The sequence below is a fragment of the Bartonella sp. CL71SXKL genome (assembly GCF_042194935.1).
GTDB lineage: Bacteria > Pseudomonadota > Alphaproteobacteria > Rhizobiales > Rhizobiaceae > Bartonella.
Genome location: NZ_JBHINI010000017.1, coordinates 1 through 23,826, shown reverse-complemented (window position 1 = coordinate 23,826; position 23,826 = coordinate 1). Strand labels below are relative to the sequence as shown.

Below are 23,826 nucleotides of genomic sequence, written 5' to 3'. Positions count from 1 at the left end.
ATATCATGTTTTTGCAACAACAAGCGTTGTGTTCCGGGCTCTGCAACATGGCGAATTAAAATCTGCTTCAGTTTAGGCGCTTGTCCCCAATAGTGAGAGCTTGCACGCAACAAAAGAGCTTCTCCAGGGCGCCAACTTTTTAACTGATAAGGACCAACACAAGCAGCATGACTCTTCAAATACTGATTTCCCAAATCACCATCTTTTTCGTGTTTCATAATCGTGTTACGATCAAGCAAAGCTGTTGCAGGACTTGCAACAATATTATTAAGAATAAGTTCTGCTGGATAAGGTTTATCAAATTTCATCACAACTGTTTTCTTATCAGGAGCTTGCAAAGCATCATCAACATTTTGTTCTACAATTCCATATTCATTAAAAATTGCCGCATTACCCATCTTCAATTTGACAACCCGCTTCATACCCCAAACAAGATCATTGGCATTGGCTGATCTGCCATTATTAAACTTCAAACCATCACGCAAATGAAAAGTAATCATCGTACTGTGATCATCACCTGAAACATCCCAATGCGTTGCTAAAGCAGGAACCATTTTAGCAGGATCATCTGTCGCAGTACTCACCAAGTTATCACAAACATTGCGAACAATTTCACTTCCATAAACATCATTGAGCTGCGCAGGATCAAACGTACTGATTGCATCAAGATTCCAAGCCATCACAAGGGTATCAGCCGGTGTTTTTGCTGAAACCTGTTGTCCAACTACCCCCAGTGCAATAAAAGCAGAAACAAGAAAGCTGCTCCCTTTCAATATTTTTTTCTTCAAATTCATAACTTTTCCTTTTAAATAAAGTTTATTATATAAATTTCCCACGCAACAAGAACATGCTTAATCATAAGGTTAGACGATCCATAGGCCCCTAAAACAAAGTATTAAAACTTTCAAACAGCACCACTTTCCAACCTTTTCTCCTGTCCATACTTAACAAGCCCCCAATATGCACCGAAAAGCAATTTAATATATGATGAATGACATAACCCATCACAAATCTATTGATAATATTACAACGTCTACCATTGAACGCGATAAGACAAAGACTTCTTCTCTATTATCAGGCAAGCTTGTCACTTCTTTCTTCTAGCGTTTTTATGCCATCAAAGGGCTCTCCCCTGTTAACTCAAGCGCCTTAATAACGAAGAACCCTAATAATAATTTGATATTTTAACAAAACAGAAAAATTCACCCATCGGCTAACATGAAACACCTCTACCCCTTCTGCAAGAGGAATTTTGAATTTTTCCATAATTCCCCACTAAATAACGGCTTCTAATTATATCTTATTTCCAAATAAAAGGAGCACGGGCACCACAAACCTCTTACATTCCCTCACGCGGATATACATAACAAAACTTTTTTCAACATCGTATTTTTAATATCTTTGCTCCTTTAACAACACTCAATTCATTGCTTATCATTGCTTACATTTTTTCAGAAAAAAAGATCTTTTCAATGCACCAAGGTTGAAATATCTAAATATAATACTTATATAAGCACACCCTTATTAGAATAGATAGTCTTTTTTAAGTAAACTGTCTTGAAATATTATTTCTATACACGACAATAATAAGTTCGTTACAAAATCTTCAATATACTAGAACTCTCACTCTGATGTGAAATATCGAAACGTTATAAAATTTCTCTACAAATTCTCAGAAACGAAAGGATATCCCTTTATTTAATAAAAAAGGGCCATGAAAATATCGCAAAAAATGCAATAAAACATGTGTATATTTCAAAAACCAGCACCGTTAACCAGACTAAGGTGATAAACTCAAAAAAGTAAGAAAAAATAAAAAAATGTTTTTCCTTTATGATAATAACATCGCTGTACCATGATAATACAATAAAAAACACGATCTTTGAAAGTATATTAAAATGAAGCGAAAAAAAAAATTATTAGATTCTTTTCATGCGTTTCTTGGAGAAAAATCAAGCCGCGTTAGTCTAAAATTGCTTATCCTTTCATTCTTCATTGGTATCGTAATGAATTTTTTGGGATGGACACCTCGAAACCTCATACAAAAAATAGTCGATTTTTTTCAATCACTATGGGAAGCAGGATTTATAACGCTTACAAATTTCTTCCATATAACTATGACAGGAGCTATTGTTGTTGTGCCTATTTTTCTTATCTTACGAATTTTTCATAAAAAATAAAAGCCTTAACATTTTCCTTGCGTTAATCTTTTCGAAAAATCAAACGACACAAAAATCCTGTAGTAATAGCAATAATCACTGCAACAATACCATATAAAAAACGATACTTGTGCGCTGCATAAAAAATTGTATAGGTGATATGTGCTTTAACAATTTCAAGAGTCGTTGTTGCACTATCAATAAACTGTCCATCACGAAAAAGATAAGCACGAACTTTATAATGTCCAACCGGAATATTTGCTGGCAAACGAAAATGCGCTGTGAAAAGTGTGTCAGAACCAAAACGAACCCCACCCACTTCCTCATAATAAAGGCTTTTAGCTTTTTGCAATTTTATAAGTTCATCGCGAAAGATTTGTATTTTTTTCTGATCTTGTTCATCCGTCTGCAATGGCAAATAGAGTAATCCTAACCCTAAGCGTTTATAATCTTCAATGCTCGTAATATCGTCAATTTCACGTGTTGTGACCATAGAGTAAAAAAGAGGAACCTTTTTAAAAATAAGAGAATCTGTATTGACCCATACACCGGCATTGCGTTTTTTTTCTCGCATCACCATTGTCCGATCTTGTCCCTCCAAGCTTACAACAATATCATAACGGTTCTGTCGAGAATATAACGGATCAATATTTTCCAAAACACCAGCAATATAAAGATCACGACCAGCAAAATTTGCATCCACAGTAATCGTATTCGTTGTTACAATAATTTGGACAGTTTCGTGGTCAACTTGATCAATGAATGTAGCTGGCGTCCCAACATGTGACCATGTAGAAAAAGAAATAAAACAAAAGCAACCTGTAATGATGTATAAAGAAAATAATCTACCCATTTTTATCTCATAAGAATATCCAGAGAGAAAAGATTATCAGGGCGTATAAATAATTGAAAAGCAAGACGCATACACACAATCAACACTAAAAATGCAAGTGCCATACGCAATTGTTCAGCCTTTAACTTCCGTCCAACCCGTGTTCCATATTGCGCACCAATACTTCCTCCAAGCATTAACAAAAAAGCCAAGACAATATCAACGGACTGATTAGTCATACTTTGCAAAACTGTCGTGAAAGAAGACACAAATGTAATCTGAAAAAGTGAAGTCCCAATCACCACACTGGTTGGAACACGCAGAAGATAAATCAATGCTGGTATCATAAAGAACCCCCCACCAATTCCCATAATAGAAGACAACAACCCCACAATGAGACCAATCCCTAAAACTGGAATAATGCTAACATATATCATAGATGTCCGAAAACGCATTTTTAAGGGTAAGCGATGAATCCAATTATGTCGACCAGCAAGACGAATATTGGCTTTTCCTGCCTTACGCTTGCGCATCATATCATACCAACTTTCAACGATCATCAAGCTTCCTACACTTCCAAGAAGAATCACATAAAGAAGCGAAATCATTAAGTCTAATTGACCTAACTTTTTCAAAACAGAGAAAACCTGAATCCCGATTAAAGAACCAATCCCTCCTCCAATCGCCAAAAGAATACCAAGTTTAATATCGAGCGTACGTCTTCTAAAATGTGTAATTGCTCCTGTTACAGATGACGCAATCATCTGGTTAGCACCTGTTCCAACAGCAATAGCAGGAGGAATATTATAAAAAATCAATAACGGCGTGATGAGAAACCCACCACCGATTCCAAAAAGTCCTGAAAAAAAACCAGCAACGACTCCCATACCAATCAAGATCAGCATATTGAGTGACATTTCAGCAATTGGTAAATAAATACTCACTTACAGAACCTTCAAGATAATTTGAGGTTTTTTTACAATTAGAGAATCCTTCTCCAATTATCCTCTTTTCCAATAATCTCTGTTGCGTGTTTAAAAGGATAATTTTAGTTGCTATAGCTTCCGCACAAACACGAATGCGCAATACATTTCACATCTATTAACATCAACATCATAAAAATTAAAAAAAACGAGCTCCTTTTAAAAAGCTATAAAAACATAACGTTATCGCTACCACAAATGCAACGGTTAAAAAACAAAGAACACCTTTTTTTAGCAAATAAGATAAAAACGACACATGTTCCCGAGACTGCGTCCTTAAAGAAGAAAAATCATTCTCAATACAATGATTAGATGCCTGAGCACCCATCATACCTTTTTCTTCTATCACAGCATGCTCCACTACCCCCTCAACCTTTTTAAAAGAAGATTTCAGAGCATCACTGGGCAAAGGGCTTCTATCTTCTTGCTGCACCGTATTTTCAACATTTGTTTGGAGTGAAATTATGCTGTTTTCTTTCGAAAAATTTTGCACCTTTTGAAGTAATAAGCGTTCTTGATTTCCCTCACATTCCATGTGAGCAAGTTTTTGTACAACAGAATCAGGTGATTTTGAACGAGACACCCGTCGTGTTACCGCTGCTTCTTCTAAGCTTTTTTTTTCACTCTGCAAACTTTGAACAATTGTTTTAATCTGCTCTAAAGACTGGAAAAGCTTTTTTTCTCTTTGACGACGTATATAATGTTCAGCCAAAATGGCCCGACTAATATCATCTAAGTAAGATTTAAAATGCTCTTCTACCGAACTCTGCTGCATTAAAGAACGAGGCGAATGCTTCATTTGCATTTGCGCATAAACGGTGCGTAATTTTTGAGCAATATCCGACATCGTTACTTCTACAGAAGTATCCATGCTCTCTTTCTGTTCAACAAAAGAAAAGACTTTATCGTTCCTAACCTGTTTGGTCGCCTGGCCGATCGTATGACCCTTCGTATTCACAAACGCCTACCCCTCATTAACCTTTTTGAAAAGAATCGCAACAAATGATGAGAAAGTGTGCTCTATTTTAGTAAATAGAGCTTTAAGAACTCCCAAAAACTTTTTTGTTAGAAATATTTTCCCCAATCTTTATCTAAAATATTTGAAAGAAAGATCTTTAATTTTTCTGTATTCAAGATTTGAAGAGAAAAATCATTCCCCCATTTTTATCTTTTTTACTTAATTTTTCATTGCATAAAGGACCTATTGCACCATCATAAACAAAGCATAAGGAACTAAAAAAATATTCTCACAAGACAAATTGATTTTTTTACTTTTTATTCAAGCAAATAGGGCAATTATGGCAATGCAAAAATATGAAGATTGAAAATGACGACGAGAAAGTACAAGTAAACGTAAAAAAAGCTTATATGAAAGAGAACACAAGTTATAAATTGAGACTTCATTCTAAACAATTTGGTTTCTTATGAGTATTGCTATAAACTTATGACGTACAAACAAAGAGGATCATTATGAAAATAATTGTCGCTGTCAAACGTGTTGTTGATTATAACATCAAGATACGCGTCAAACCTGATAATACAGGCGTTGATCTGTCTCACGTAAAAATGTCTATGAATCCTTTTGATGAGATAGCCGTGGAGGAGGCCATTCGCCAAAAAGAATCCGGTAAAATTTCAGAAGTTCTTCTTGTTTCAATTGGCCCAGAAGCAGCCAAAGAAACTCTACGAACAGGACTTGCAATGGGAGCTGATCGCGCACTTCTTGTCACAACGGATCAAACACTTGAACCCTTAGCAATTGCTAAGGTTCTCAAAACCATTGTTGATGAAGAAAAACCTAATATGGTCTTTTTAGGAAAACAAGCAATTGATGACGATAGCAACCAAACAGGACAAATGCTCGCTGCTCTTCTTGGGTGGGGACAAGCAACTTTTGCCTCACATCTTAACATAGAAAATGGGCATGCTACAGTTACTCGTGAAGTTGATAATGGAACACAAACCCTTTGTCTTCCCCTTCCCATTGTTATGACCGCCGATCTACGGCTCAATGAACCGCGTTACACCTCTCTCCCCAATATCATGAAAGCAAAAAAGAAAATCATTGAACAAAAATCTCTTACTGATCTTGGCGTCGATACGAAAGCACGCTTAACAATTTTAAGCGTTGAAGAGCCAAAACCCCGTCAATCCGGTATAAAAGTGGCAAATGTAGTAGAACTTGTTAGAGCCTTAAAACAGAAGAACTGCATTTAATATTCTCACCACTAGAGTAAAAGCAACACTCACATAAAAGGGCAAAAACTTATGGCAATTCTTTTATTGGCCGATCATAATACAGAAGAAACAGCAAAAGCACTCACCGCTGCACGCGTACTCAGTAATGATATCGATATTCTGGTTTGCGGAGAAAAAATTCAAACGATAGCGGAAAATAGTGCTAAACTTAATGGTGTGCGGCAAGTTCTTATTGCAAAAGCAGACTATTTAGCCCATCAACTTGCCGAGCCTATGGCAGATACAATCCTCACGTTAGCAAATGATTATGATGTGATCATGGCAGCATCCAGCAGTACTGGGAAAAATGTGATGCCGCGCGTAGCAGCTCTTCTTGATCTTATGCAAATTTCAGATATTACCGCCATTCTTTCACCCAATACCTTCAAACGACCAATTTATGCAGGCAATGCATTTGAAACTGTACGCACCAATGATTATAAAAAGATTATAACAGTTCGCACCGCTTCTTTCACCCCAACGCCTTCCCAAAATAATTCTGCTCCCATTAAAACAATAACACCAGCTCCCAATCCAAATCTTTCTTCTTTCGTAAAAGCAGAGACAAACAAAAGTGATCGTCCTGAGCTCACCTCAGCACGTGTTATTATATCAGGCGGGCGTGGTCTTGGTTCTCAAGAGAAATTTATGGCCCTGCTTCTTCCTCTTGCAAACAAATTAAATGCTGCTTTAGGTGCCAGCCGCGCAGCAGTGGATGCAGGCTATGCTCCCAATGATTGGCAAATTGGACAAACAGGAAAAGTCGTTGCCCCTGAACTCTATATCGCCGTTGGCATTTCCGGTGCAATCCAGCATGTAGCCGGTATAATGGATGCACAAATTATTGTTGCCATTAATAAAGATGAAGAAGCTCCCATCATGCAAATTGCCGATTACACCCTTGTAGGTGATCTCCACCAAATTATTCCAGAATTGGAGAAAGCTTTATAAGCCATGAAAGCACCTCTGCATGACCAACGTGAAAGTATGGAGTTTGATATAGTCATTGTCGGAGCAGGACCTGCAGGGCTTTCTGCCGCAATTCGTTTTAAACAAATTAATCCTGAGCTTTCTGTCACAATTGTTGAAAAAGGGACCGAAGTTGGTGCACATATTCTCTCTGGCGCAGTTGTTGACCCCATTGGTATCGATACACTCTTACCAGAATGGCGAAATGATAACGACCATCCCTTCACAACCCCTGTCACACAGGACCAATTTTTTTTTCTAAAGCCTCAAAAGTCCACAGTATTTCCCAATATTTTGCACCCTAAAATCTTATCAAATAACGGATGTTATATCGTTTCGCTTGGGAGCGTCTGCCGCTGGCTAAGCAAAAAAGCTGAAGCGTTGGGTGTTGAAATCTATCCTGGTTTTGCAGCAACAGAACCCATCATCCAAAAAGATAACGGAGCTATTATTGGTGTTCTCACCGGAGATATGGGGCTTAACAAAGATGGAACCCCTGGAAAAAATTATATGCCTGGGATGGCTTTATTGGCAAAATATACTCTGATTGCGGAAGGAGCACGCGGCTCAATTGCAAAACAACTGATACAACATTTTAATCTTAGCAAAAATCGAGAACCACAAAAATTTGGTCTTGGTCTCAAGGAGCTCTGGGAAATTGCCCCCAACAAACACCAACGCGGTTTAGTACAACATTTCACTGGTTGGCCCTTAGACAATAATACCGGTGGCGGTGGCTTTATTTATCACCAAGAAAACAATATCATTTCTGTCGGTTTTGTTGTGCACTTAGATTACAAAAATCCTTACCTTTCTCCCTTTGAAGAATTTCAACGTTTTAAAACACATCCAAAACTCTATAAAATCTTTAAAGGCGCAAAACGTCTTTCCTATGGTGCACGTGTTATCAGCGAAGGAGGTTGGCAATCTGTACCAAAACTCACCTTTCCTGGTGGGGCGCTTATTGGCTGCTCTGCTGGATTTGTCAATGTTCCTCGTATCAAAGGATCACACAATGCCATCTTATCTGGCATATTAGCTGCCGATAAAATTGCTACCGCTCTTGCACAAGGGCGTGCCCATGATGAGGTTAAAGAAATCGAAGAACAATGGCGAAAAGGGCTCATTGGAAAAGATCTTTATAAAGTGCGAAATGCCAAACCGCTTTGGGAAAAATATGGGACAAAATATGGAATTAAACTTGCTGGTTTTGATATGTGGTGGCAACAACTGTTCGGATTTTCCTTATTTAAAACACTCTCCCATGGAAAGGAAGATTATGCATGCCTTGAACCAGCAGAAAAATTTCAACCCATTTCTTACCCAAAACCAGATGGCGTTGTAACCTTTGATCGCCTTTCAAGTGTTGCCCTTTCCAATACGCATCATGAAGAAAATCAACCTTGTCATTTAAAAATAGCCTCATTAAAAAAACAAAAAGACTCTGAATATACGATCTATGGAGGACCCTCTACACGCTATTGTCCCGCCGCTGTCTACGAGTGGCTAGAGGATAATGATCATCTGACTTATATGATCAACGCTTCAAATTGCATACATTGTAAAACATGCGATATCAAAGATCCAAACCAAAATATCACTTGGATCTGTCCGCAAGGTAATGAGGGCCCCTTCTATCCCAATATGTAATCATTGTTCATTTTCCTAAAATTGAAATATACAAAACACATTGAATAAAAATATTTCCCAGATCAGAAATCTATCAATCACCTTCCTTCATACGTTCTTTCACAATGTAAAAAGAACTCTATTCTCATATAATATACTCTCTTCACCGCATGACTTTTTTCAATAGAAAAACATAACATATTTTTATCAAAATTTTTTTATCTAAATAACAAAACAATAATGAATATATTCTTGAAAATTCTGCAATAAAGGAAAAACCGCGGTTCTCGAAAATCTGAAAGAAAATAAGCCCGTTCTACTTTACCCCCTCTCCCACATGATCCAAAATGCTTTTAGCCATCTCATAAGAAACATCAATCGTTTTAACTAGCCAAGAGCAAAACCTACGGAGGTACACTTCAAGTTTATTTTTTCTCCTACACTTGGCAAGTAATGCTCACTCAAGAAAACCACAAACAAATGTAGAAAAAACATTGCGAGATAAAGAGATAAAGAGCATGCTTGCTCAAGCCCTTTTTATGTTTCTAATGATAATGACACGAAAAAATCTTACATTAACCTTTTATTTTTGCATTAAAGATAATCGCCTTGCATCTAACCTTTACCAATATACTGCCCTTTACCAATATACTGCAATGAATGTATGCAAATACCGTAAGAATAAGCAGATACCAAGCCATGGAGACTATCGCTATTAGCAAAACATCTGATAAAAACCAAAATAGCTTTCATAACCACTCTATGACGCGTTTTATAGAGTTGTTTGTTTATAAAGCTTGTGCTTTCGCTGTTGCTTGTAAATCAACATCCAAATTGAACATAGTGGTATATTTAAAAGAAAGATTAAGATGAATGAAAGCTCTGCACGCCGTTCCAGATTTTGTAGCTAGAGCAAAAATATTGCATATTCTATTTGAGTAATCTCTGAAACGAAAATACAGTTTCATTTAGCAAGAATATGAAACCTGAAAGGAAAAAACCTGTTTTCCTCTTTACTATCATCTGTCCATTTGGTTTTAAAACTTTCAAAAGCATCACAATATCCTCTAAAAAGAAGAGATAACGTATTGTCCCCGCTTTTATTACTTACGTTTTTTATGGGAGCATATCCTTCAAAAAAATAAGGTATCCAAAATTAAAGCAGACTTGTGTTGTTCAATCATGGGCTTGTTTTTAAGAGATAGCTCTCATATCAAACAATTATTTCGCGACACTATCCGAAAAAGGTATAACACACTCCTGTGAACGAACAGTTCTATATTTACGAAATAAAAAGTACAAGCTAACAGCATCATTTTCTCTGCGATCCCCAATGATGCGATAATCTTTGCTTTGAGAGGGTTTCAAGATGCACGAAAATAATTTTGATTAATGACTATAAGAAGAGCTGAGATAATGTTACGATATTTAAAGCTCCTAATTAATAGGCAAAATAATAAATTTTCCATTATAAATCAAATCTTTAAGATAAAAATTAGCCTTAAACGTTTCTAAGGTACTCATTATACTGTTAAAGCTATAGAGAATATGAAAAAATAAAGTATTTTGCTGATAAGAGCTTATATTTAATCAATAACAATACAGTCAGCTGCCAGTTAACTGTTTGTGCTTCAAAAGAGGCTGTTTATATTTGCTCAGAAAAACAGTTTGGATATCAATAGAATATTTGAAAAATCGGCATTATGAAAATAATCTAAAAAGCTTAGCTTTTAAAAGAGCATAACCAAGCATGAGATGATAACATGGGTAAAATTGTTTTTTGGTTCTCGAAGGAAAAACTTTATAGAAAATCATGGGGCTGATAGAATATTGGTTACATTTGGAATTTGTTTTACTGGAAAAAATAACGCGGATCAAAATAGATAATAATGTTAAATTAAGACGTTAAATATGAAATTATCTTATTGTAGTGTAATCGATTATTCGAGTAAGGTAAGCCTTTGTAATGATAAAAAATGTGCTGGTAAAAAATAAGCCAAAATGGCTTATGAGTATGGATAAAAATCTTGTGGTGAGGAGAATTTAATGAAAAGAAAAGAGCATGTGTGAAAAAGCATATTTTATAGGTGCGCATGCTTATTCTGCACCCGTTATAGAATCAGGGCTTTATCTTGTGGCAACACCTATCGGAAATCTTGCAGATATTACGCTTCGTGCTTTGCAAGTGCTTGCAGGAATTGATATTTTAGCGTGTGAGGATACGCGAGTAACACGTGTTTTGTTAGAACGTTACGGTATTCAAAAAAAAACTTTTCTCTATCATGAATATAATGCGCAAAAAGCGGGTCCAAAGCTCTTAGCGGCTTTAGCAGAAAACAAAACAGTAGCACTTGTTTCAGATGCCGGAACACCACTTATTTCTGATCCCGGATTTCGATTGGTGGAAGAGGCCCGTAAAGCTGGTCATAAAATCATTCCTATTCCTGGAGCATCCGCTCTTTTAGCCGCTCTTATACCGACAGGGCTTCCTACTGATAGCTTTTTTTTTGCAGGTTTTTTGAGTGCACGAAAGCTACAACGCCGAAAACGGTTGGAACAATTAAAAGAGATTCCAGCAACTTTGATTTTTTATGAATCACCGCATCGTCTTGTTGAAACTTTACAGGATATGGTCACACTTTTTTCGGCTGATCGACCTGCTGCCATTTGTCGTGAATTAACAAAAAAGTTTGAAACAGTAGATGTTTCCAATTTGGGGAACTTGTTGGAAAATTACAGAAAACAAGCACATATTCGTGGGGAAATTGTTGTAGTTGTAGGAGAATCATCTTCTTCTTTAAATGTGATAAGTGATCAAGAAATTGATGAAATGCTACTAGAACGCGCACGGACATATTCTGCTGCTCAAGCGGCAGCTTTTGTTGCAAAAAAAACCGGTTTAAAAAAGCAGGAACTTTTTCAGCGATTAATCTTTTTAAAAAATGCATAAAATGATGCAAAAAAAACGCAGACAAAAGTCTTTTTATCGAGGGGTACGTGCAGAAAAATTGGCAGCTTGGTGGCTACGTTGCAAAGGGTTTCACATTGCCGAAAGGCGTTTTAAAACAAAATGTGGGGAAATTGATTTAATTGCACGACGCGGAAATCTTGTGTTAATCGTTGAAGTTAAAGCACGTTCAACGTTGGCTGAAGCAATGGAAGCGGTTTCCCGAATGAATGAAAGGCGAATTGAAGCAGCTGCCGATATTTGGCTCGCACGGCAAAAAGATTATGCCCTTTTGTCTGTGCGCTTTGATTTGGTTGCAATTTTACCTTGGCGTTGGCCACAGCATATCCCTGCATTTTTTACATCTGATCAATAAAAGACACCCCCCGTTTTAACCATATTCAATAAAAAACATTTCGTTTTTATGTGCATATGCGTTAAAAAGTGTGTAATAATTGAGCGCTATAAGGAGCAAAATATGGATGATTATGAAAAGTTTGCAACAGGTTTACTCATTATTTTTGGAGCGCTCATTATTGGTGGTTTAATGGCAATGCATATTGTTCTTATGAATAAACCAGGTTTTTTATTTGCATTAGCCGCAGCTGTTGTTGGTTGGTTTTCTGCTTTTGCCGTTCTCTTTGACAAGCCTAAAATCTATTTGGGCTTGATTATTCTTGCTATGTTATGTGTTGCTTCTTCAATTAGCGTTTATGTTAGTTAAAACACCTGAAATGTTGATTGAGATTCCTTTAAAAATATAAAACTGAGAAATAGAAATGAAACTTGGCTTTTTAGGAACGGGTACAATCAGTGCTTCAATGGTGAATGGCTTAATGACAAGCACCTTTGATGTTTCTTCCATTATTGTTTCGCCTCGCAATGCACAAACAGCAGAGCGCCTTTCACGCACCTATGATACGGTTATGATTGCTGAAAATAACCAAGCGTTGCTCGATATTAGTGATTGTGTTTTTCTTTGCTTGCCCAATCAAATTGCAGAAGACGTTTTGCGCTCTCTTTGTTTTCGTCCAGAACAGCTGGTTATTTCCGTACTTGCTATGGCAAAAGCAGCAGAAATAGAAGAGTGGATTAATCATAAAGTTTATCGTGCTGTTCCATTACCTTTTGTTGCAGAATGCAAAAATTTGACACCAATCTATCCCGATCATCCCTTTTTACGCACTTTATTTGATGCATTGGGGGGCACATTAGTGCTGGATAAGGAAGAGCAGTTTAATCTTTTTATGACAGCAGGTTCACTTATGGGAGTATATTTTAATTTTATAGAAACTGCCCATCAATGGTTTATAACACAAGGGTTAAAAAAACAGCAATCAGCAGAATTCCTTACTATGATGTTTGGAAATCTTACGGATGAAATGCGTAAAATTACAGCAACGGATCATTCTGCATTTCTCGATTTTGCACTGCTTGAAAAAGAGTTTTCAACAAAGGGTGGAACAAATGAATTTTTGTCAGATTACTTTTCTCATCAAGGGGGAAGGAATGCTTTAACAACCGCTCTTGAGGCTACTTTGCAAAAAATGAATGCTTCTAAAAAGACTTGACCAATATTTTTATCATCTCAATAAGAAAAAACTAAATGTTGAAGATGTATATCAAGAAAACTCACATCGAAAAATGCTTTTTTACACCTGAAAAAATACTATTTTATGGAAAAATTGATTATTAAAATATTTTTTACAACCTTTTACAATTTTTCTAAATTATTTTTATTTTCTGTCTTCTTTTAGCCTCAAGTCCAATATTTTTTTCTACCTCACGGCTCCAACTCTTCAATTTGTGTCCCCTTCAGGTTATCCAAACGCATGAATAATTTTTTATTTATTTAACCTAATATACTCCATTCTCACATTAAAACTTCTCCTTACAAAGAAGAAACTATTTTTATGTCTTTCATGATTGTGTTTTAATAAACTCTCTTAAAAAAACATTCAAAAGAGTTGATTTTTTATTTGATCAACAATTTTACGATATAGTTTAGCATGCTCTTCACTAGGCTTAGCAACAAAAATAGGGACCCCCTCATCTGAAGAAAATCTTAAAGCTGCATCAAGCGGTATTTCCGCTAAGAAAGGGACTTCTCGACGGTCCGCTTCTGCCCGTGCACCACCATAGCCAAAAATATCATAGCGTTTTCCCGTATCAGGAGCGATAAAATAACTCATATTCTCAATGAGTCCTAAAATAGGAACATTGACTTTCATGAACATTTCTATTGCTTTACGCGCATCCACTAAAGCAAGATCTTGGGGCGTAGAGACAACCAACGCACCTGTTAATTGTACCTGTTGAGCAAGCGTTAATTGTGCATCCCCTGTACCGGGCGGCATATCAACGACTAAAATGTCCAGAGGGCCCCATACAACATCTCGTAACAATTGCGTTACAGCTGCCATAACCATAGGACCACGCCATACTACCGGCTTTTCTTCCTCAACCAAAAATCCCATCGACATCAATTTAAGTCCGAATTTTTCAAGAGGTTGAATCTTTTTTTCTCCAATAAGCTGTGGTTTTTGATTAACAAGTCCTGTCAAACGTGGCAACGAAGGACCATAAATATCAGCATCCATCACCCCCGTCTTGAAACCAGAATCTTGTAAAGCTAAGGCGATATTTACTGCCATCGTAGATTTTCCTACCCCTCCTTTTCCAGAAGCAACAGCAATCACATGCCGCACACCTTCTATGGGCATTTTGATCGGTAAGAGATTTGCTCTCCGTCTAGGTACTGCCTTTGTTGTTTTTTCTGCTGTAAGTGTGACAACAACAGATTTCACTCCTTCCAAGGCACATACCATCTTTTCAGCAGAACGACGCAATGATTCCCATTCTTGCACACCTCCATCAGGAACTGTAATAGAAAAGAAAACCTTACCATCAGCAATCAATATTTCTGAAAGAAGACCCAACGACACAATATCGCTTTCAAGATCTGGTCCTTTGATTGTACGTAATACGTTGCGGACAGCTTCACTTGTGATAGGATCCACGTTCTTTCCTCTCTATAAAAATACCAGCAAATACAAGCATAAGAACAAAAAATACTTACAGGCTTATCACCTGATAATTTTCTACTTTACTCAGCATTATAAAGTATACATTACTTATATCTTATTCTCTTTAAAAATATGAAACCATCCTTAAATAAAGAAGCTCAAACATAGAATCTGATATAAATCCTATTAATCATGTTTGTGCTACAACCACTTTAATGAATATTCTGATAAAAATTTTGTAAAAAAAAACTCTTAATATTAAAGGATATTTTAAATTGAGCATACAGTAATCAGTCACACTTTCTTTAATTCTTTAACGCCCTAGCCATTTACGTTCTGTAGATTCAATTGTTATTTTCTAACACTCTTATAGTATTGTAAAAAAGTGTCACAGACAGTTATAAGGTGTTTTGTATTCTTTCAAGAAAGAGAAAAACAATCTAAGATTGACTTTTTTTATATTTTTCCTTATGGGTTAACAGCCGTATGATAGGATAAAATTATCCCTCTCGCGCATAACTGCTCGTAAAACGAAGATTAAGAAGGGCCGCACTCCGCGGTATTTAAATAAATGAAACGTACTTACCAACCCTCTAAACTTGTCCGTAAACGCCGCCATGGGTTTCGTGCACGCATGGCCACAGCTGGAGGACGTAAAGTTATTGCTGCAAGACGTGCTCGTGGACGTAAGCGGCTCTCTGCCTAACCATTTAAATTTTCACAACCGTTGAGGATTGCTCATCATTTCTTCGTTGTGAAACTTTCATTATGAACCTCTAATGCCTGCTTGCAGGCATTTAGTGAAATTGCGAAATGTTCTTTTATGAAGAAAAAACATCCCTGCCGTATTCGCAAAAGAGCAGATTTTTTGGCTGTCCGTACAGGAGAAAAACGACGTGGTCCTTTATTTTTGCTCGAAGTTAAATCTCGTGAACAAACAACAGAAAGAAAAGATTCTCTTTTTGCACGTGTAGGCTTCACTGTTACTCGTAAAAACGGTAATGCTGTGAAACGTAATCGTATTAAAAGGCGCTTGCGTGAAGCCGTGAGAGTTGGTGTAACAAACCACATGGAAGCAGGAACAGATTATGTCATTGTAGCGTACCGTGATGTGTTACATGCGCCTTTTACATCCTTGATTAGTGAATTAAATCGGCGAATAAAACCAAAAATAAAACATCAGCAACAACAACAAGGGTGTACGGATGGAATATAACCGTAATTTCTTTATCGCTATTGGCTTATCTTTCGTAGTGCTCATCGCATGGCAATTTCTTCATGTTGCTCCCAAACAAGCAAAGTTACAAAAACAACATGTCATCACACAGCAATTGTCAAAACAACAATCAGCCCTTTCTACTACCACGACGGATTTTTCTGACGATACCTCAACGCATCAAGCAACATCTATCATCGAACAGCCAATGACACCTGAAATCCGGAAAGCTGTATTGGCCAAAACAGAGCGTATTGCGATCCAAACCAATGAACTGGAAGGCTCTATTAATCTTGTTGGTGCACAATTTGATGATCTTCACCTCAAAAAATATCGTTTAACAGTCGATAAAAAATCACCGGAAATCGATTTGCTAAACCCTAAAGGTTTCAAAACGACCTACCTTGCTGAATTTGGTTTTGCAAGTGCGTCTTTGCCAGCAAAAGCCTTGCCACAATCGGATACAAAATGGCAAGTAGAGGGAAACAATACAATCCTGACTCCTTCAACACCTATCACTTTAATTTATAATAATGGACAGGGACAAATCTTCCGACGGACCCTTTCTGTTGATGATCATTTCATGTTTACCATTGAGGATTCTATCAGCAATGAAAGTGATCAACCAATACATCTCTCGTCCTATGCCCGCGTTGCACGTGCTGCACCACCAGAACATACAAATGCAACCTATTTACTTCATGAAGGTATGATAGGTATTGCTGGAGATTCGCTCAAAACTGAAAAATATAAAACCTTAGCAGAGCTTGACCCAAATCCTGATAATGGGCAAAAGAGCGTGACTTTTTCCAAAGTAACAGGAGGTTGGATTGGTATTACCGATAAATATTGGGCTGTAGCAGTTATTCCCCCGCAAAATAAAGAATATACAAGCCGTTTTATTTATTTTGATCGTTTGCAAACACATTATCAGTCTGACTTGCTAGGGTCGCTTTTAACGATTGCCCCAAATGAAACAAAAACTGTTACAAATCGTCTTTTTGCTGGTGCAAAACAAGTTGAAATTATTAATAGTTATCAAAATGACCTAAAAATCAAAAAGTTTGCTCTTTTAATTGATTGGGGCTGGTTTGATTTCATCACCAAACCAATGTTTTCCCTCATTGATATTCTTTATAAACAAACAGGGAATTTTGGTATAGCCATCCTTCTTGTCACAGTGCTCTTAAAAACTCTTCTTTTCCCTCTAGCCAATAAATCTTATAAATCTATGGCACGCATGAAGCTTTTACAACCGCGGTTGCTAGAAATAAAAGAAAAGTATCCCGATGACCAAACCAAACAACAAAAGGCAATAATAGAACTATATAAAACCGAAAAAATAAATCCCCTTGCAGGCTGTTGGCCGATGTTGGTTCAATTCCCAATATTCTTTGCACTTTATAAAGTTCTCTATATCACCATTGAAATGCGCCATGCCCCTTTCTTTGGCTGGATTAAAGATTTAGCGGCACCCGATCCAACTTCTCTTTTTAACTTGTTTGGTCTCTTGCCATATACAACGCCAACATTTCTTATGATTGGTGCATGGCCTTTGATTATGGGAATAACGATGTTTTTACAAATGCGTATGAATCCCGCTCCTCAAGACCAAACCCAAGCGATGATATTCACATGGATGCCTGTTGTCTTTACTTTTATGCTCGCCTCTTTCCCTGTTGGTCTCGTCATCTATTGGGCATGGAACAATATATTATCAATCATTCAGCAAGGTATCATGATGAAGCGCCAAGGAGTTAAAATTGAGCTTTTTGATAATCTGAAAGCCATCTGGAGAAGATCACCCAAAAAAGAAGTGCATGAATGACAAGAGATTCTTCCCTTTCTGGAATTTTTTCTCGCAATTGGATTTTTATTCGTGGTGTACCAGCAATACGCTTTCTCCCCCCCGAAGGACCACCAGAAATTGCATTTGCAGGACGTTCCAATGTTGGAAAATCATCTTTAATCAACGCACTCGTTCAACAAAAAAGCTTAGCACGTACCTCAAATACACCAGGACGGACTCAAGAGCTTAATTATTTTGTCCCCGATGGCTTCAGTGGGCAACTAGGAGACCTTCCCCCTCTAGCATTAGTAGATATGCCTGGTTATGGTTTTGCTGCTGCTCCTAAAAATCTTGTTGATGAGTGGAAAAATTTGATTTTTAGCTATTTACGGGGGCGCACAACGTTAAAACGTGTATATATCTTGATTGATTCACGGCACGGAATCAAAAATAATGATGAAGATGTTCTTGCTCTCCTTGATAAAGCAGCCGTTTCTTATCAAATTGTTTTGACAAAAAGCGATAAAATCAAATCAAATGCCTTGGAAAAATTAATTATGAGCACACAAACAAAGCTTCTTAAACGCCCAGCAGCTTATCCTGAGCTTCTTGTAACCTCTTCAGAAAAAGCTATCGGTTTAGAAGAATTACGTGCTGCCATTTTGCAAACCATCGCATAAGAGAACAATTCCTAGTCATTAACAATTTATTAATTATAATTACTAGCAGCTACTAATGATCTTGTACTTCTAGTCAAGCATCTTTATAAAAATGATTACTTGAAAGAATTCTCTTCAACTCTATTTGATAGTGTAAATTATGCTGACACTTTTTCACTCTCCCCTATCCGCTGCCTCGCGCTTCATACGCCTCATTCTTGGGGAATATGGTGTAACCACTCAACTGATTGAAGAATATGAATGGGCAAGAAGACACGAATTTCTAGCCCTCAATCCCGCTGGTCATGTTCCTGTTTTTCTCGATGAACACGAGGTTCCGTTATCAGGTCCTCTTGTTATCTGCGAATATTTAGACGAAACACATGGAAGTTTACGACAAGAAAATAAGCTCTTTCCGGAAAATCCTTTAGATCGTGCGGAAGTACGCCGTCTCAATGACTGGTTCTTAAATAAATTCGAAAATGAAGCAACGCGCCATATCGTACGAGAACGAATCCATAAACGTGAAATGCCACTTGCCATTGGCGGTGGTGCCCCTAATTCACAAATTTTACGCAATGCACGTGCCAATATTTTACCACATATGAACTATCTCAATTGGCTCTGTGCCTCTCGCGATAGCTTAGTCGGTTCTGCCTTGTCCTATGCAGATCTAGCAGCAGCAGCCTCTATTTCTGTACTTGACTTTCTAGGGGAAATTGACTGGGAACAATCTCCTGCTGCCAAAGACTGGTATATGAGAATAAAATCACGCCCTTCTTTTCGTTCTCTTTTAACAGATCGCATCCGCGGAATTGTTGCAAGTGCTCACTATGCAGATCTTGATTTCTAGCCTTCTCTCACAAACAAAAATAAAAGTGATATTTTATCTAAAGGATATTTATAGGTTTATGAATTTTTATGCATGCGTATAAACGATATAATGATTTATAATCGTATTCAACAGGGAATAAGACCCATTATAATTGAATCAAAAAAAATACTTTCTTATCGTGTCACAAAAAAAGATTAGCACAGGAATAAAAAATATTTAAGAAAGCATTTTAACGACTCTCTTTAAATACAAGAGCTGTAGCATCATTAGAAGCTAGACAAATAAAATAACAATATTTAACGCATGTTATCCTCAAGTCTCCCCAATATATGAAAAAACGCATTGCATAACATATATACTATTTGCTCTATAATAAAAAAATCCTCATCATGCGTTTTTACAACATAACAATTTTTTTAACTGACTTTCCTAAAAGATGAAGAATCCGACCAACTCTCGTGTGAAAACAATCCAACTTCTTGTTAGCTCCTTGTTTTTATCCCCTTTTTACGTGATTTTATTTATGGGTAACATATTGATGTACAATGATAAATAATCGTTTTTTTACTTTAATCATCAATTCCAAATACCTTTTTCTCATTACCTTCATCACATTTAAAACAATCAAAATCGCTTTCTTATGCGTCACAAATGGAATTGGTAAATGAAAGAATATTAAAGAAAAGAATGAAAATGCCTAAGTGCCAAGAATTATTAAAACATTAAAGGCTAACAAAACGTATGATAATGCTAATTTTCTCTATTTATGAAGCATAAAGATAGTGGCGCAGAATAGATGTTATATTATTCATGGATACTCTCTCGTGATACCACTCACGAGCACTATCATAAAATAAGTTTAGAAGAATTGATAAATATTTCTTTAAGAAAAGCGCATGAATTGACAACATAGGTGTATTTTGTTTTGGAGATCTTGTTTTGCATGAAGAACGCTCCCCCCTTAAAGAACGAAAGAAACAAAAGCGTAAAGTAATACACAATCTCCTTTAGGTGACATAAGCAAACCTTACTTAGGAATATTCATCACACACTCTAACGAAAAACATCTCTATTTAAATTTGCAGATCTTATATCACTTGCTCTAAACAACAGTGTTTTACAGCACAACAAGATAAATTAAAGCAGGAAAAAATTTTTTCTATAAAGAAAAAGAACCATTGGAAAGAAGGCAAGAATTTGCCTATACTGCACAGTAAAGTATTATAAGGAGATAAAAATGCGCCTTACAGTTGTTGGTGCAAATGGAAGAATGGGACGTGAACTCATTACAGCAATCCAGCAGAGGAAAGATGTAGAGCTTTGTGCTGTTCTTGTACGCAAAGGCTCACCGTTTGTAGGAAAAGATGCCAGTGCCTTAATTGGTTCAGATTCTCTTGGGATTGGTATCACTGACGATCCCGAAAATGCCTTTTCTAATACAGAAGGTATTTTAGATTTTTCACAACCAGAAGCCAGTATTCTTTATGCTAACTACGCTGCTCAAAAAAGCCTTGTCCATATTATTGGCACCACAGGATTTAGCAAAACAGAAGAAGAAAAAATTGCAGATTTTGCGAAATATACAACAATTGTCAAATCCGGAAATATGAGCCTTGGAATAAATCTTTTAGCCAACCTTGTAAAGAAAGCCGCTAAAGCATTAGAAGCCGATGATTTTGATATCGAAGTTTATGAAATGCATCACGCTAACAAAGTTGACGCCCCTTCTGGAACAGCCCTTCTTCTTGGCCAAGCAGCAGCTGAAGGGCGCAATGTTATGCTTAAAAATGTGCGTGTCAACGAACGCAATGGTCATATAGGTAAACGCAAAAAAGGCACCATTGGCTTTTCCTGTTCACGTGGTGGGACAGTTGTTGGAGAACACAGTGTCATTTTTGCCGGCTCCAATGAGCGCATTGTTCTTTCACATACAGCGCAAGAACGCTCTATCTTTGCCAATGGCGCATTAAAAGCAGCTTTATGGGCACAAAATCATGAAAGCGGTCTTTATTCAATGTTCGATGTTTTGGGATTGAACGATGAATTTTAAACAATCAATAGAATAGAGGCAATGCATAATGGGACGCATACTTACACTAATTCGTCATGGACAAAGTGAATGGAATCTCAAAAACCTTTTTACCGGTTGGAAAGATCCTGATTTAACAGAAAAAGGTCATGCCGAAGCGATAGCAGCAGGAAAAAAACTGAAAGAATATGGTTTGAAGTTTGATATCGCTTATACATCAACCTTACAGCGTGCTCAAAAAACCGCTCAGCACATTTTAGAGCAAATGGGACAATCAGATTTAGAAGTGATAAAAAATCCTGCATTAAATGAACGTAATTATGGTGATCTTTCTGGTTTAAATAAAGATGAAGTACGCCAACAATGGGGGCAAGAGCAAGTGCAAATGTGGCGCCGCTCCTATACAATTGCACCCCCGAATGGAGAAAGCCTACGCGACACCGGTGCGCGCATCTGGCCTTATTATCTTTACCATATCCAGCCTCATATTTTGCGCTCCCAAACTGTTTTAATCGCAGCGCATGGAAATTCTCTTCGTGCTCTTATTATGGCGCTTGAAGGTCTCTCCGGTGAGGAAATTATATCTCAAGAATTAGCGACCGGTATTCCTATTATTTACACATTTAATCCGGATTCAACAATTTTATCAAAGAAAGTCCTCACACCTTAAACTTCTAAAATCATGATCTCCCCAAAAATTCAATTCAATCGTTTTAAGCTGAAAAAATAAATTCTATAATTTTATTGACAGAATTGCGTCATGCGCTTAGATGAATTTTATGAGCCCAGATGGCGGAATTGGTAGACGCGCAGGTTTCAGGTACCTGTGCCGTAAGGCGTGGAGGTTCGAGTCCTCTTTTGGGCACCATTTTGTATCTTTAATATATTCAAATATATAGATTTTTTCTTTAAATAGCCATTTTTAGACCACCTTCTACAGTTTATATAATTTTATCTAATTTGTTTTTATTTGCTCCTTATTTTTCTTTGGAGTGAAGGTTAAGATCTCTTTCTTTTCTCCACCTCACTGCTCTCCCTAGCTTATATGGCTCCGGGAAACACCCCCTTGAAGCACCCAATTGCGAATCGTTGTTGTGGATACACTAAAAAGCTGTACACACTCACGTGTCGTTACATAATAATTATATTCTTAAAATAATATAAGAACTTTATCTTATATTATTTTAAAATTCCCATCTATCTCCATCATCAAATATCATCTCATTACCTTTCTCTTTTTTATATTAATTAAATGGGTGGGGGTGCTTAGGAAAGAGGAGAAGGAGAGAGCACCCCCATAGGTTTAAGCGGCTTTTGTCAAAATCTTTTGCATCTCTTGTTCTATTTCCCCTAAAAAGATTTCGACCGCTTTATTAATCTCTTCAATGTGTTTCTCATCACGGAGAATGCGTTCTATTTTCATTCTCAAACCAGTAGATTTGCCTACAAAGTTTGGATTATAGCTCATGAAATCACACCATTTGCGTCCAGTGCATGCCATTTGGAATTGCATTTGTGCGATATATTCAGGCTTGATTTCGTCATAAATAAAAAAACGCAAATGCGTGGTTGATTGTGGATATTTGACTTCGATTAAACCGTCCTCTCCAATCAACCCATCAGGACTAGCCCCCGCCATTTCCATTTTTGGGTGTGGGATAAACCCGCATCTTGTGACTTCTGCGTCATAAATGAATTCATATTCTCTTAAGGCATTCTCTTCATGTTCAATGCCCCATTGCATAGCAGGTGTTGTATAAGATTGACTTATTTCCTCTATTAAGCGTTCTGTCATGAGTTTCGTTTTGTAGTCTTCATATTTGCTTGTAGGCAAACCTTTTGCTGTCTTACTGAGTACGTTGTAGACATTAGATGCGGTGACTTTCCCTAACCTTGCTTGAAAACATTCTGCTGTTCTTTGTCCATCTCACACCGCCGTTTGTTGCTCTTATTGTGCTTGATTCATTTGCGAGCATTGCTTTTTTTTCAAAGAAAACAAAGCGATCTTGGCTTGTTTATAAGACATATCTGTTAGATTTTTTGCTCCTATGAAGGCATCCTCTAATAAAATCTTTAGGTGTATTAAAATATTCACTTGCATCAAATTTAGTAATTTCCATGTTTTATTTTCTTTACTAATTGAAGAGCTTTTTCGATATCCTTTTGTTGTATAGATTTATCACCAACATTCAGTAATAAGATAATCTCTTTATCTTTATTTGAAAAAATAAACACGATAGCCTGGTTCGTGATTTAGTTTTAATTCTCCAATTTCACGAAAATATTTCATATCACCTAAAAGACCATATTCAAGGCGAAAAATACGTGCAGCAACCTTCTTTTGCGCTTGTTTGTCTTTTAATGAATCTAACCACTTTATAAAATATAGTGTTTTTTTGACAACAAACATCTGTGTTTATATGCTACATAGATTTTAACAAGCTATCTTTCCGAATGAGAAAGATGTCAATTTTTTAATCCAGCTCTGCTTTTTGCGGAGCTTTTTTTATGGAGA

The 23,826-nt window shown here is 36.9% G+C and carries 21 protein-coding genes, 1 tRNA gene and 2 pseudogenes; 16 read left to right on the top strand and 8 right to left on the bottom strand.

Going from position 1 to position 23,826, the window contains the following annotated elements; genetic code table 11:
* The coding region (locus ACFILA_RS07830; RefSeq protein ID WP_375660943.1) for an ABC transporter substrate-binding protein at positions 1 to 794 on the bottom strand (794 nt) is incomplete at its 3' end.
* Positions 795 to 1,898: 1,104 nt separating this feature from the next.
* Here ACFILA_RS07830 and ACFILA_RS07825 point away from each other — a divergent pair.
* Positions 1,899 to 2,180 (top strand): DUF6460 domain-containing protein, encoded by a 282-nt coding sequence (locus tag ACFILA_RS07825; RefSeq protein ID WP_273790723.1) that lies wholly within the window; start codon positions 1,899 to 1,901, stop codon positions 2,178 to 2,180.
* A gap of 22 nt (positions 2,181 to 2,202) precedes the next feature.
* On the opposite strand, the gene ACFILA_RS07820 is transcribed toward ACFILA_RS07825, so the two are convergent.
* The 3 genes from ACFILA_RS07820 to ACFILA_RS07810 all read right to left on the bottom strand — a co-directional run bounded on the left by ACFILA_RS07820 (position 2,203) and on the right by ACFILA_RS07810 (position 4,932).
* Positions 2,203 to 3,012, bottom strand: a complete 810-nt coding sequence (locus ACFILA_RS07820) for a TIGR02186 family protein (protein WP_273790722.1) — start codon at positions 3,010 to 3,012, stop codon at positions 2,203 to 2,205.
* Between the two features lie 2 nt (positions 3,013 to 3,014).
* Complete coding sequence (locus ACFILA_RS07815; RefSeq protein WP_375613503.1) at positions 3,015 to 3,935, bottom strand: sulfite exporter TauE/SafE family protein; 921 nt, start codon at positions 3,933 to 3,935, stop codon at positions 3,015 to 3,017.
* A gap of 178 nt (positions 3,936 to 4,113) precedes the next feature.
* Entirely contained in the window at positions 4,114 to 4,932 is an 819-nt protein-coding gene (locus tag ACFILA_RS07810; RefSeq protein WP_375631209.1) for a hypothetical protein, read from the bottom strand.
* Between the two features lie 512 nt (positions 4,933 to 5,444).
* Between ACFILA_RS07810 and ACFILA_RS07805 the strand changes: the two genes are divergently transcribed.
* From ACFILA_RS07805 to ACFILA_RS07775, 7 genes are all read left to right on the top strand, one after another.
* Positions 5,445 to 6,191 (top strand): electron transfer flavoprotein subunit beta/FixA family protein, encoded by a 747-nt coding sequence (locus tag ACFILA_RS07805; protein WP_273790719.1) that lies wholly within the window; start codon positions 5,445 to 5,447, stop codon positions 6,189 to 6,191.
* A 51-nt stretch (positions 6,192 to 6,242) separates the two neighbouring features.
* On the top strand, positions 6,243 to 7,163 hold the full coding sequence (locus ACFILA_RS07800) for an electron transfer flavoprotein subunit alpha/FixB family protein (protein ID WP_273790718.1): 921 nt from the start codon (positions 6,243 to 6,245) through the stop codon (positions 7,161 to 7,163).
* 3 nt (positions 7,164 to 7,166) lie between these two features.
* Positions 7,167 to 8,831, top strand: coding sequence for a 4Fe-4S dicluster domain-containing protein (locus ACFILA_RS07795; RefSeq protein ID WP_375660942.1), 1,665 nt, complete (start codon positions 7,167 to 7,169; stop codon positions 8,829 to 8,831).
* 2,041 nt (positions 8,832 to 10,872) lie between these two features.
* The gene (gene rsmI, locus ACFILA_RS07790) at positions 10,873 to 11,760 is read left to right on the top strand and encodes a 16S rRNA (cytidine(1402)-2'-O)-methyltransferase (RefSeq protein WP_273790716.1); all 888 of its coding nucleotides are present in this window, start codon (positions 10,873 to 10,875) and stop codon (positions 11,758 to 11,760) included.
* 4 nt (positions 11,761 to 11,764) lie between these two features.
* Complete coding sequence (locus ACFILA_RS07785; protein ID WP_273790744.1) at positions 11,765 to 12,133, top strand: YraN family protein; 369 nt, start codon at positions 11,765 to 11,767, stop codon at positions 12,131 to 12,133.
* A gap of 102 nt (positions 12,134 to 12,235) precedes the next feature.
* Positions 12,236 to 12,481 carry a hypothetical protein gene (locus tag ACFILA_RS07780; protein ID WP_273790715.1) on the top strand — a complete coding sequence of 82 codons (246 nt, stop codon included), beginning with the start codon at positions 12,236 to 12,238 and terminating at the stop codon, positions 12,479 to 12,481.
* A gap of 55 nt (positions 12,482 to 12,536) precedes the next feature.
* Positions 12,537 to 13,328, top strand: coding sequence for a pyrroline-5-carboxylate reductase (locus ACFILA_RS07775; RefSeq protein WP_273790714.1), 792 nt, complete (start codon positions 12,537 to 12,539; stop codon positions 13,326 to 13,328).
* Positions 13,329 to 13,715: 387 nt separating this feature from the next.
* On the opposite strand, the gene ACFILA_RS07770 is transcribed toward ACFILA_RS07775, so the two are convergent.
* Positions 13,716 to 14,777, bottom strand: a complete 1,062-nt coding sequence (locus tag ACFILA_RS07770; RefSeq protein WP_375660941.1) for an Mrp/NBP35 family ATP-binding protein — start codon at positions 14,775 to 14,777, stop codon at positions 13,716 to 13,718.
* Between the two features lie 577 nt (positions 14,778 to 15,354).
* Between ACFILA_RS07770 and rpmH the strand changes: the two genes are divergently transcribed.
* From rpmH to ACFILA_RS07730, 8 genes are all read left to right on the top strand, one after another.
* Positions 15,355 to 15,489, top strand: coding sequence for a 50S ribosomal protein L34 (gene rpmH, locus ACFILA_RS07765; RefSeq protein ID WP_005864709.1), 135 nt, complete (start codon positions 15,355 to 15,357; stop codon positions 15,487 to 15,489).
* Positions 15,490 to 15,606: 117 nt separating this feature from the next.
* Entirely contained in the window at positions 15,607 to 15,999 is a 393-nt protein-coding gene (rnpA, locus tag ACFILA_RS07760) for a ribonuclease P protein component (protein WP_375612257.1), read from the top strand.
* Positions 15,989 to 17,827, top strand: a complete 1,839-nt coding sequence (gene yidC / locus ACFILA_RS07755; RefSeq protein WP_375660940.1) for a membrane protein insertase YidC — start codon at positions 15,989 to 15,991, stop codon at positions 17,825 to 17,827. Before rnpA ends, yidC begins: the two co-directional genes overlap by 11 nt.
* The gene (gene yihA / locus ACFILA_RS07750; RefSeq protein ID WP_273790710.1) at positions 17,824 to 18,468 is read left to right on the top strand and encodes a ribosome biogenesis GTP-binding protein YihA/YsxC; all 645 of its coding nucleotides are present in this window, start codon (positions 17,824 to 17,826) and stop codon (positions 18,466 to 18,468) included. The genes yidC and yihA overlap by 4 nt, the downstream gene beginning before the upstream one ends.
* 139 nt (positions 18,469 to 18,607) lie before the next feature.
* A complete protein-coding gene (locus ACFILA_RS07745; RefSeq protein WP_375631213.1) occupies positions 18,608 to 19,300 on the top strand; it encodes a glutathione S-transferase family protein in 693 nt (230 codons plus the stop codon).
* Between the two features lie 1,219 nt (positions 19,301 to 20,519).
* A complete protein-coding gene (gene dapB / locus ACFILA_RS07740; protein ID WP_375660939.1) occupies positions 20,520 to 21,332 on the top strand; it encodes a 4-hydroxy-tetrahydrodipicolinate reductase in 813 nt (270 codons plus the stop codon).
* Positions 21,333 to 21,360: 28 nt separating this feature from the next.
* Positions 21,361 to 21,981 carry a 2,3-bisphosphoglycerate-dependent phosphoglycerate mutase gene (locus ACFILA_RS07735; protein ID WP_375660938.1) on the top strand — a complete coding sequence of 207 codons (621 nt, stop codon included), beginning with the start codon at positions 21,361 to 21,363 and terminating at the stop codon, positions 21,979 to 21,981.
* 113 nt (positions 21,982 to 22,094) lie between these two features.
* A tRNA-Leu gene (locus tag ACFILA_RS07730) sits at positions 22,095 to 22,179 on the top strand.
* 87 nt (positions 22,180 to 22,266) lie between these two features.
* Here ACFILA_RS07730 and ACFILA_RS07725 read toward each other — a convergent pair.
* From ACFILA_RS07725 to ACFILA_RS07715, 3 genes and pseudogenes are all read right to left on the bottom strand, one after another.
* Positions 22,267 to 22,449 (bottom strand): annotated as a pseudogene (locus tag ACFILA_RS07725) (helix-turn-helix transcriptional regulator); the annotation flags it as partial.
* A gap of 165 nt (positions 22,450 to 22,614) precedes the next feature.
* Positions 22,615 to 23,232 (bottom strand): annotated as a pseudogene (locus ACFILA_RS07720) (lambda exonuclease family protein); the annotation flags it as partial.
* Between the two features lie 294 nt (positions 23,233 to 23,526).
* Positions 23,527 to 23,721, bottom strand: a complete 195-nt coding sequence (locus ACFILA_RS07715; protein ID WP_375631215.1) for a hypothetical protein — start codon at positions 23,719 to 23,721, stop codon at positions 23,527 to 23,529.
* Positions 23,722 to 23,826 lie beyond the last annotated feature (105 nt).

Coding starts and splice junctions, on each gene's coding strand:
- ACFILA_RS07825 (WP_273790723.1), top strand. CDS start 1,899: ATGAAGCGAAAAAAAAAATTATTAGATTCTTTTCATGCGTTTCTTGGA.
- ACFILA_RS07820 (WP_273790722.1), bottom strand. CDS start 3,012: ATGGGTAGATTATTTTCTTTATACATCATTACAGGTTGCTTTTGTTTT.
- ACFILA_RS07805 (WP_273790719.1), top strand. CDS start 5,445: ATGAAAATAATTGTCGCTGTCAAACGTGTTGTTGATTATAACATCAAG.
- ACFILA_RS07800 (WP_273790718.1), top strand. CDS start 6,243: ATGGCAATTCTTTTATTGGCCGATCATAATACAGAAGAAACAGCAAAA.
- ACFILA_RS07795 (WP_375660942.1), top strand. CDS start 7,167: ATGAAAGCACCTCTGCATGACCAACGTGAAAGTATGGAGTTTGATATA.
- rsmI (WP_273790716.1), top strand. CDS start 10,873: ATGTGTGAAAAAGCATATTTTATAGGTGCGCATGCTTATTCTGCACCC.
- ACFILA_RS07785 (WP_273790744.1), top strand. CDS start 11,765: ATGCAAAAAAAACGCAGACAAAAGTCTTTTTATCGAGGGGTACGTGCA.
- ACFILA_RS07780 (WP_273790715.1), top strand. CDS start 12,236: ATGGATGATTATGAAAAGTTTGCAACAGGTTTACTCATTATTTTTGGA.
- ACFILA_RS07775 (WP_273790714.1), top strand. CDS start 12,537: ATGAAACTTGGCTTTTTAGGAACGGGTACAATCAGTGCTTCAATGGTG.
- rpmH (WP_005864709.1), top strand. CDS start 15,355: ATGAAACGTACTTACCAACCCTCTAAACTTGTCCGTAAACGCCGCCAT.
- rnpA (WP_375612257.1), top strand. CDS start 15,607: ATGAAGAAAAAACATCCCTGCCGTATTCGCAAAAGAGCAGATTTTTTG.
- yidC (WP_375660940.1), top strand. CDS start 15,989: ATGGAATATAACCGTAATTTCTTTATCGCTATTGGCTTATCTTTCGTA.
- yihA (WP_273790710.1), top strand. CDS start 17,824: ATGACAAGAGATTCTTCCCTTTCTGGAATTTTTTCTCGCAATTGGATT.
- ACFILA_RS07745 (WP_375631213.1), top strand. CDS start 18,608: ATGCTGACACTTTTTCACTCTCCCCTATCCGCTGCCTCGCGCTTCATA.
- dapB (WP_375660939.1), top strand. CDS start 20,520: ATGCGCCTTACAGTTGTTGGTGCAAATGGAAGAATGGGACGTGAACTC.
- ACFILA_RS07735 (WP_375660938.1), top strand. CDS start 21,361: ATGGGACGCATACTTACACTAATTCGTCATGGACAAAGTGAATGGAAT.
- ACFILA_RS07715 (WP_375631215.1), bottom strand. CDS start 23,721: ATGTTTGTTGTCAAAAAAACACTATATTTTATAAAGTGGTTAGATTCA.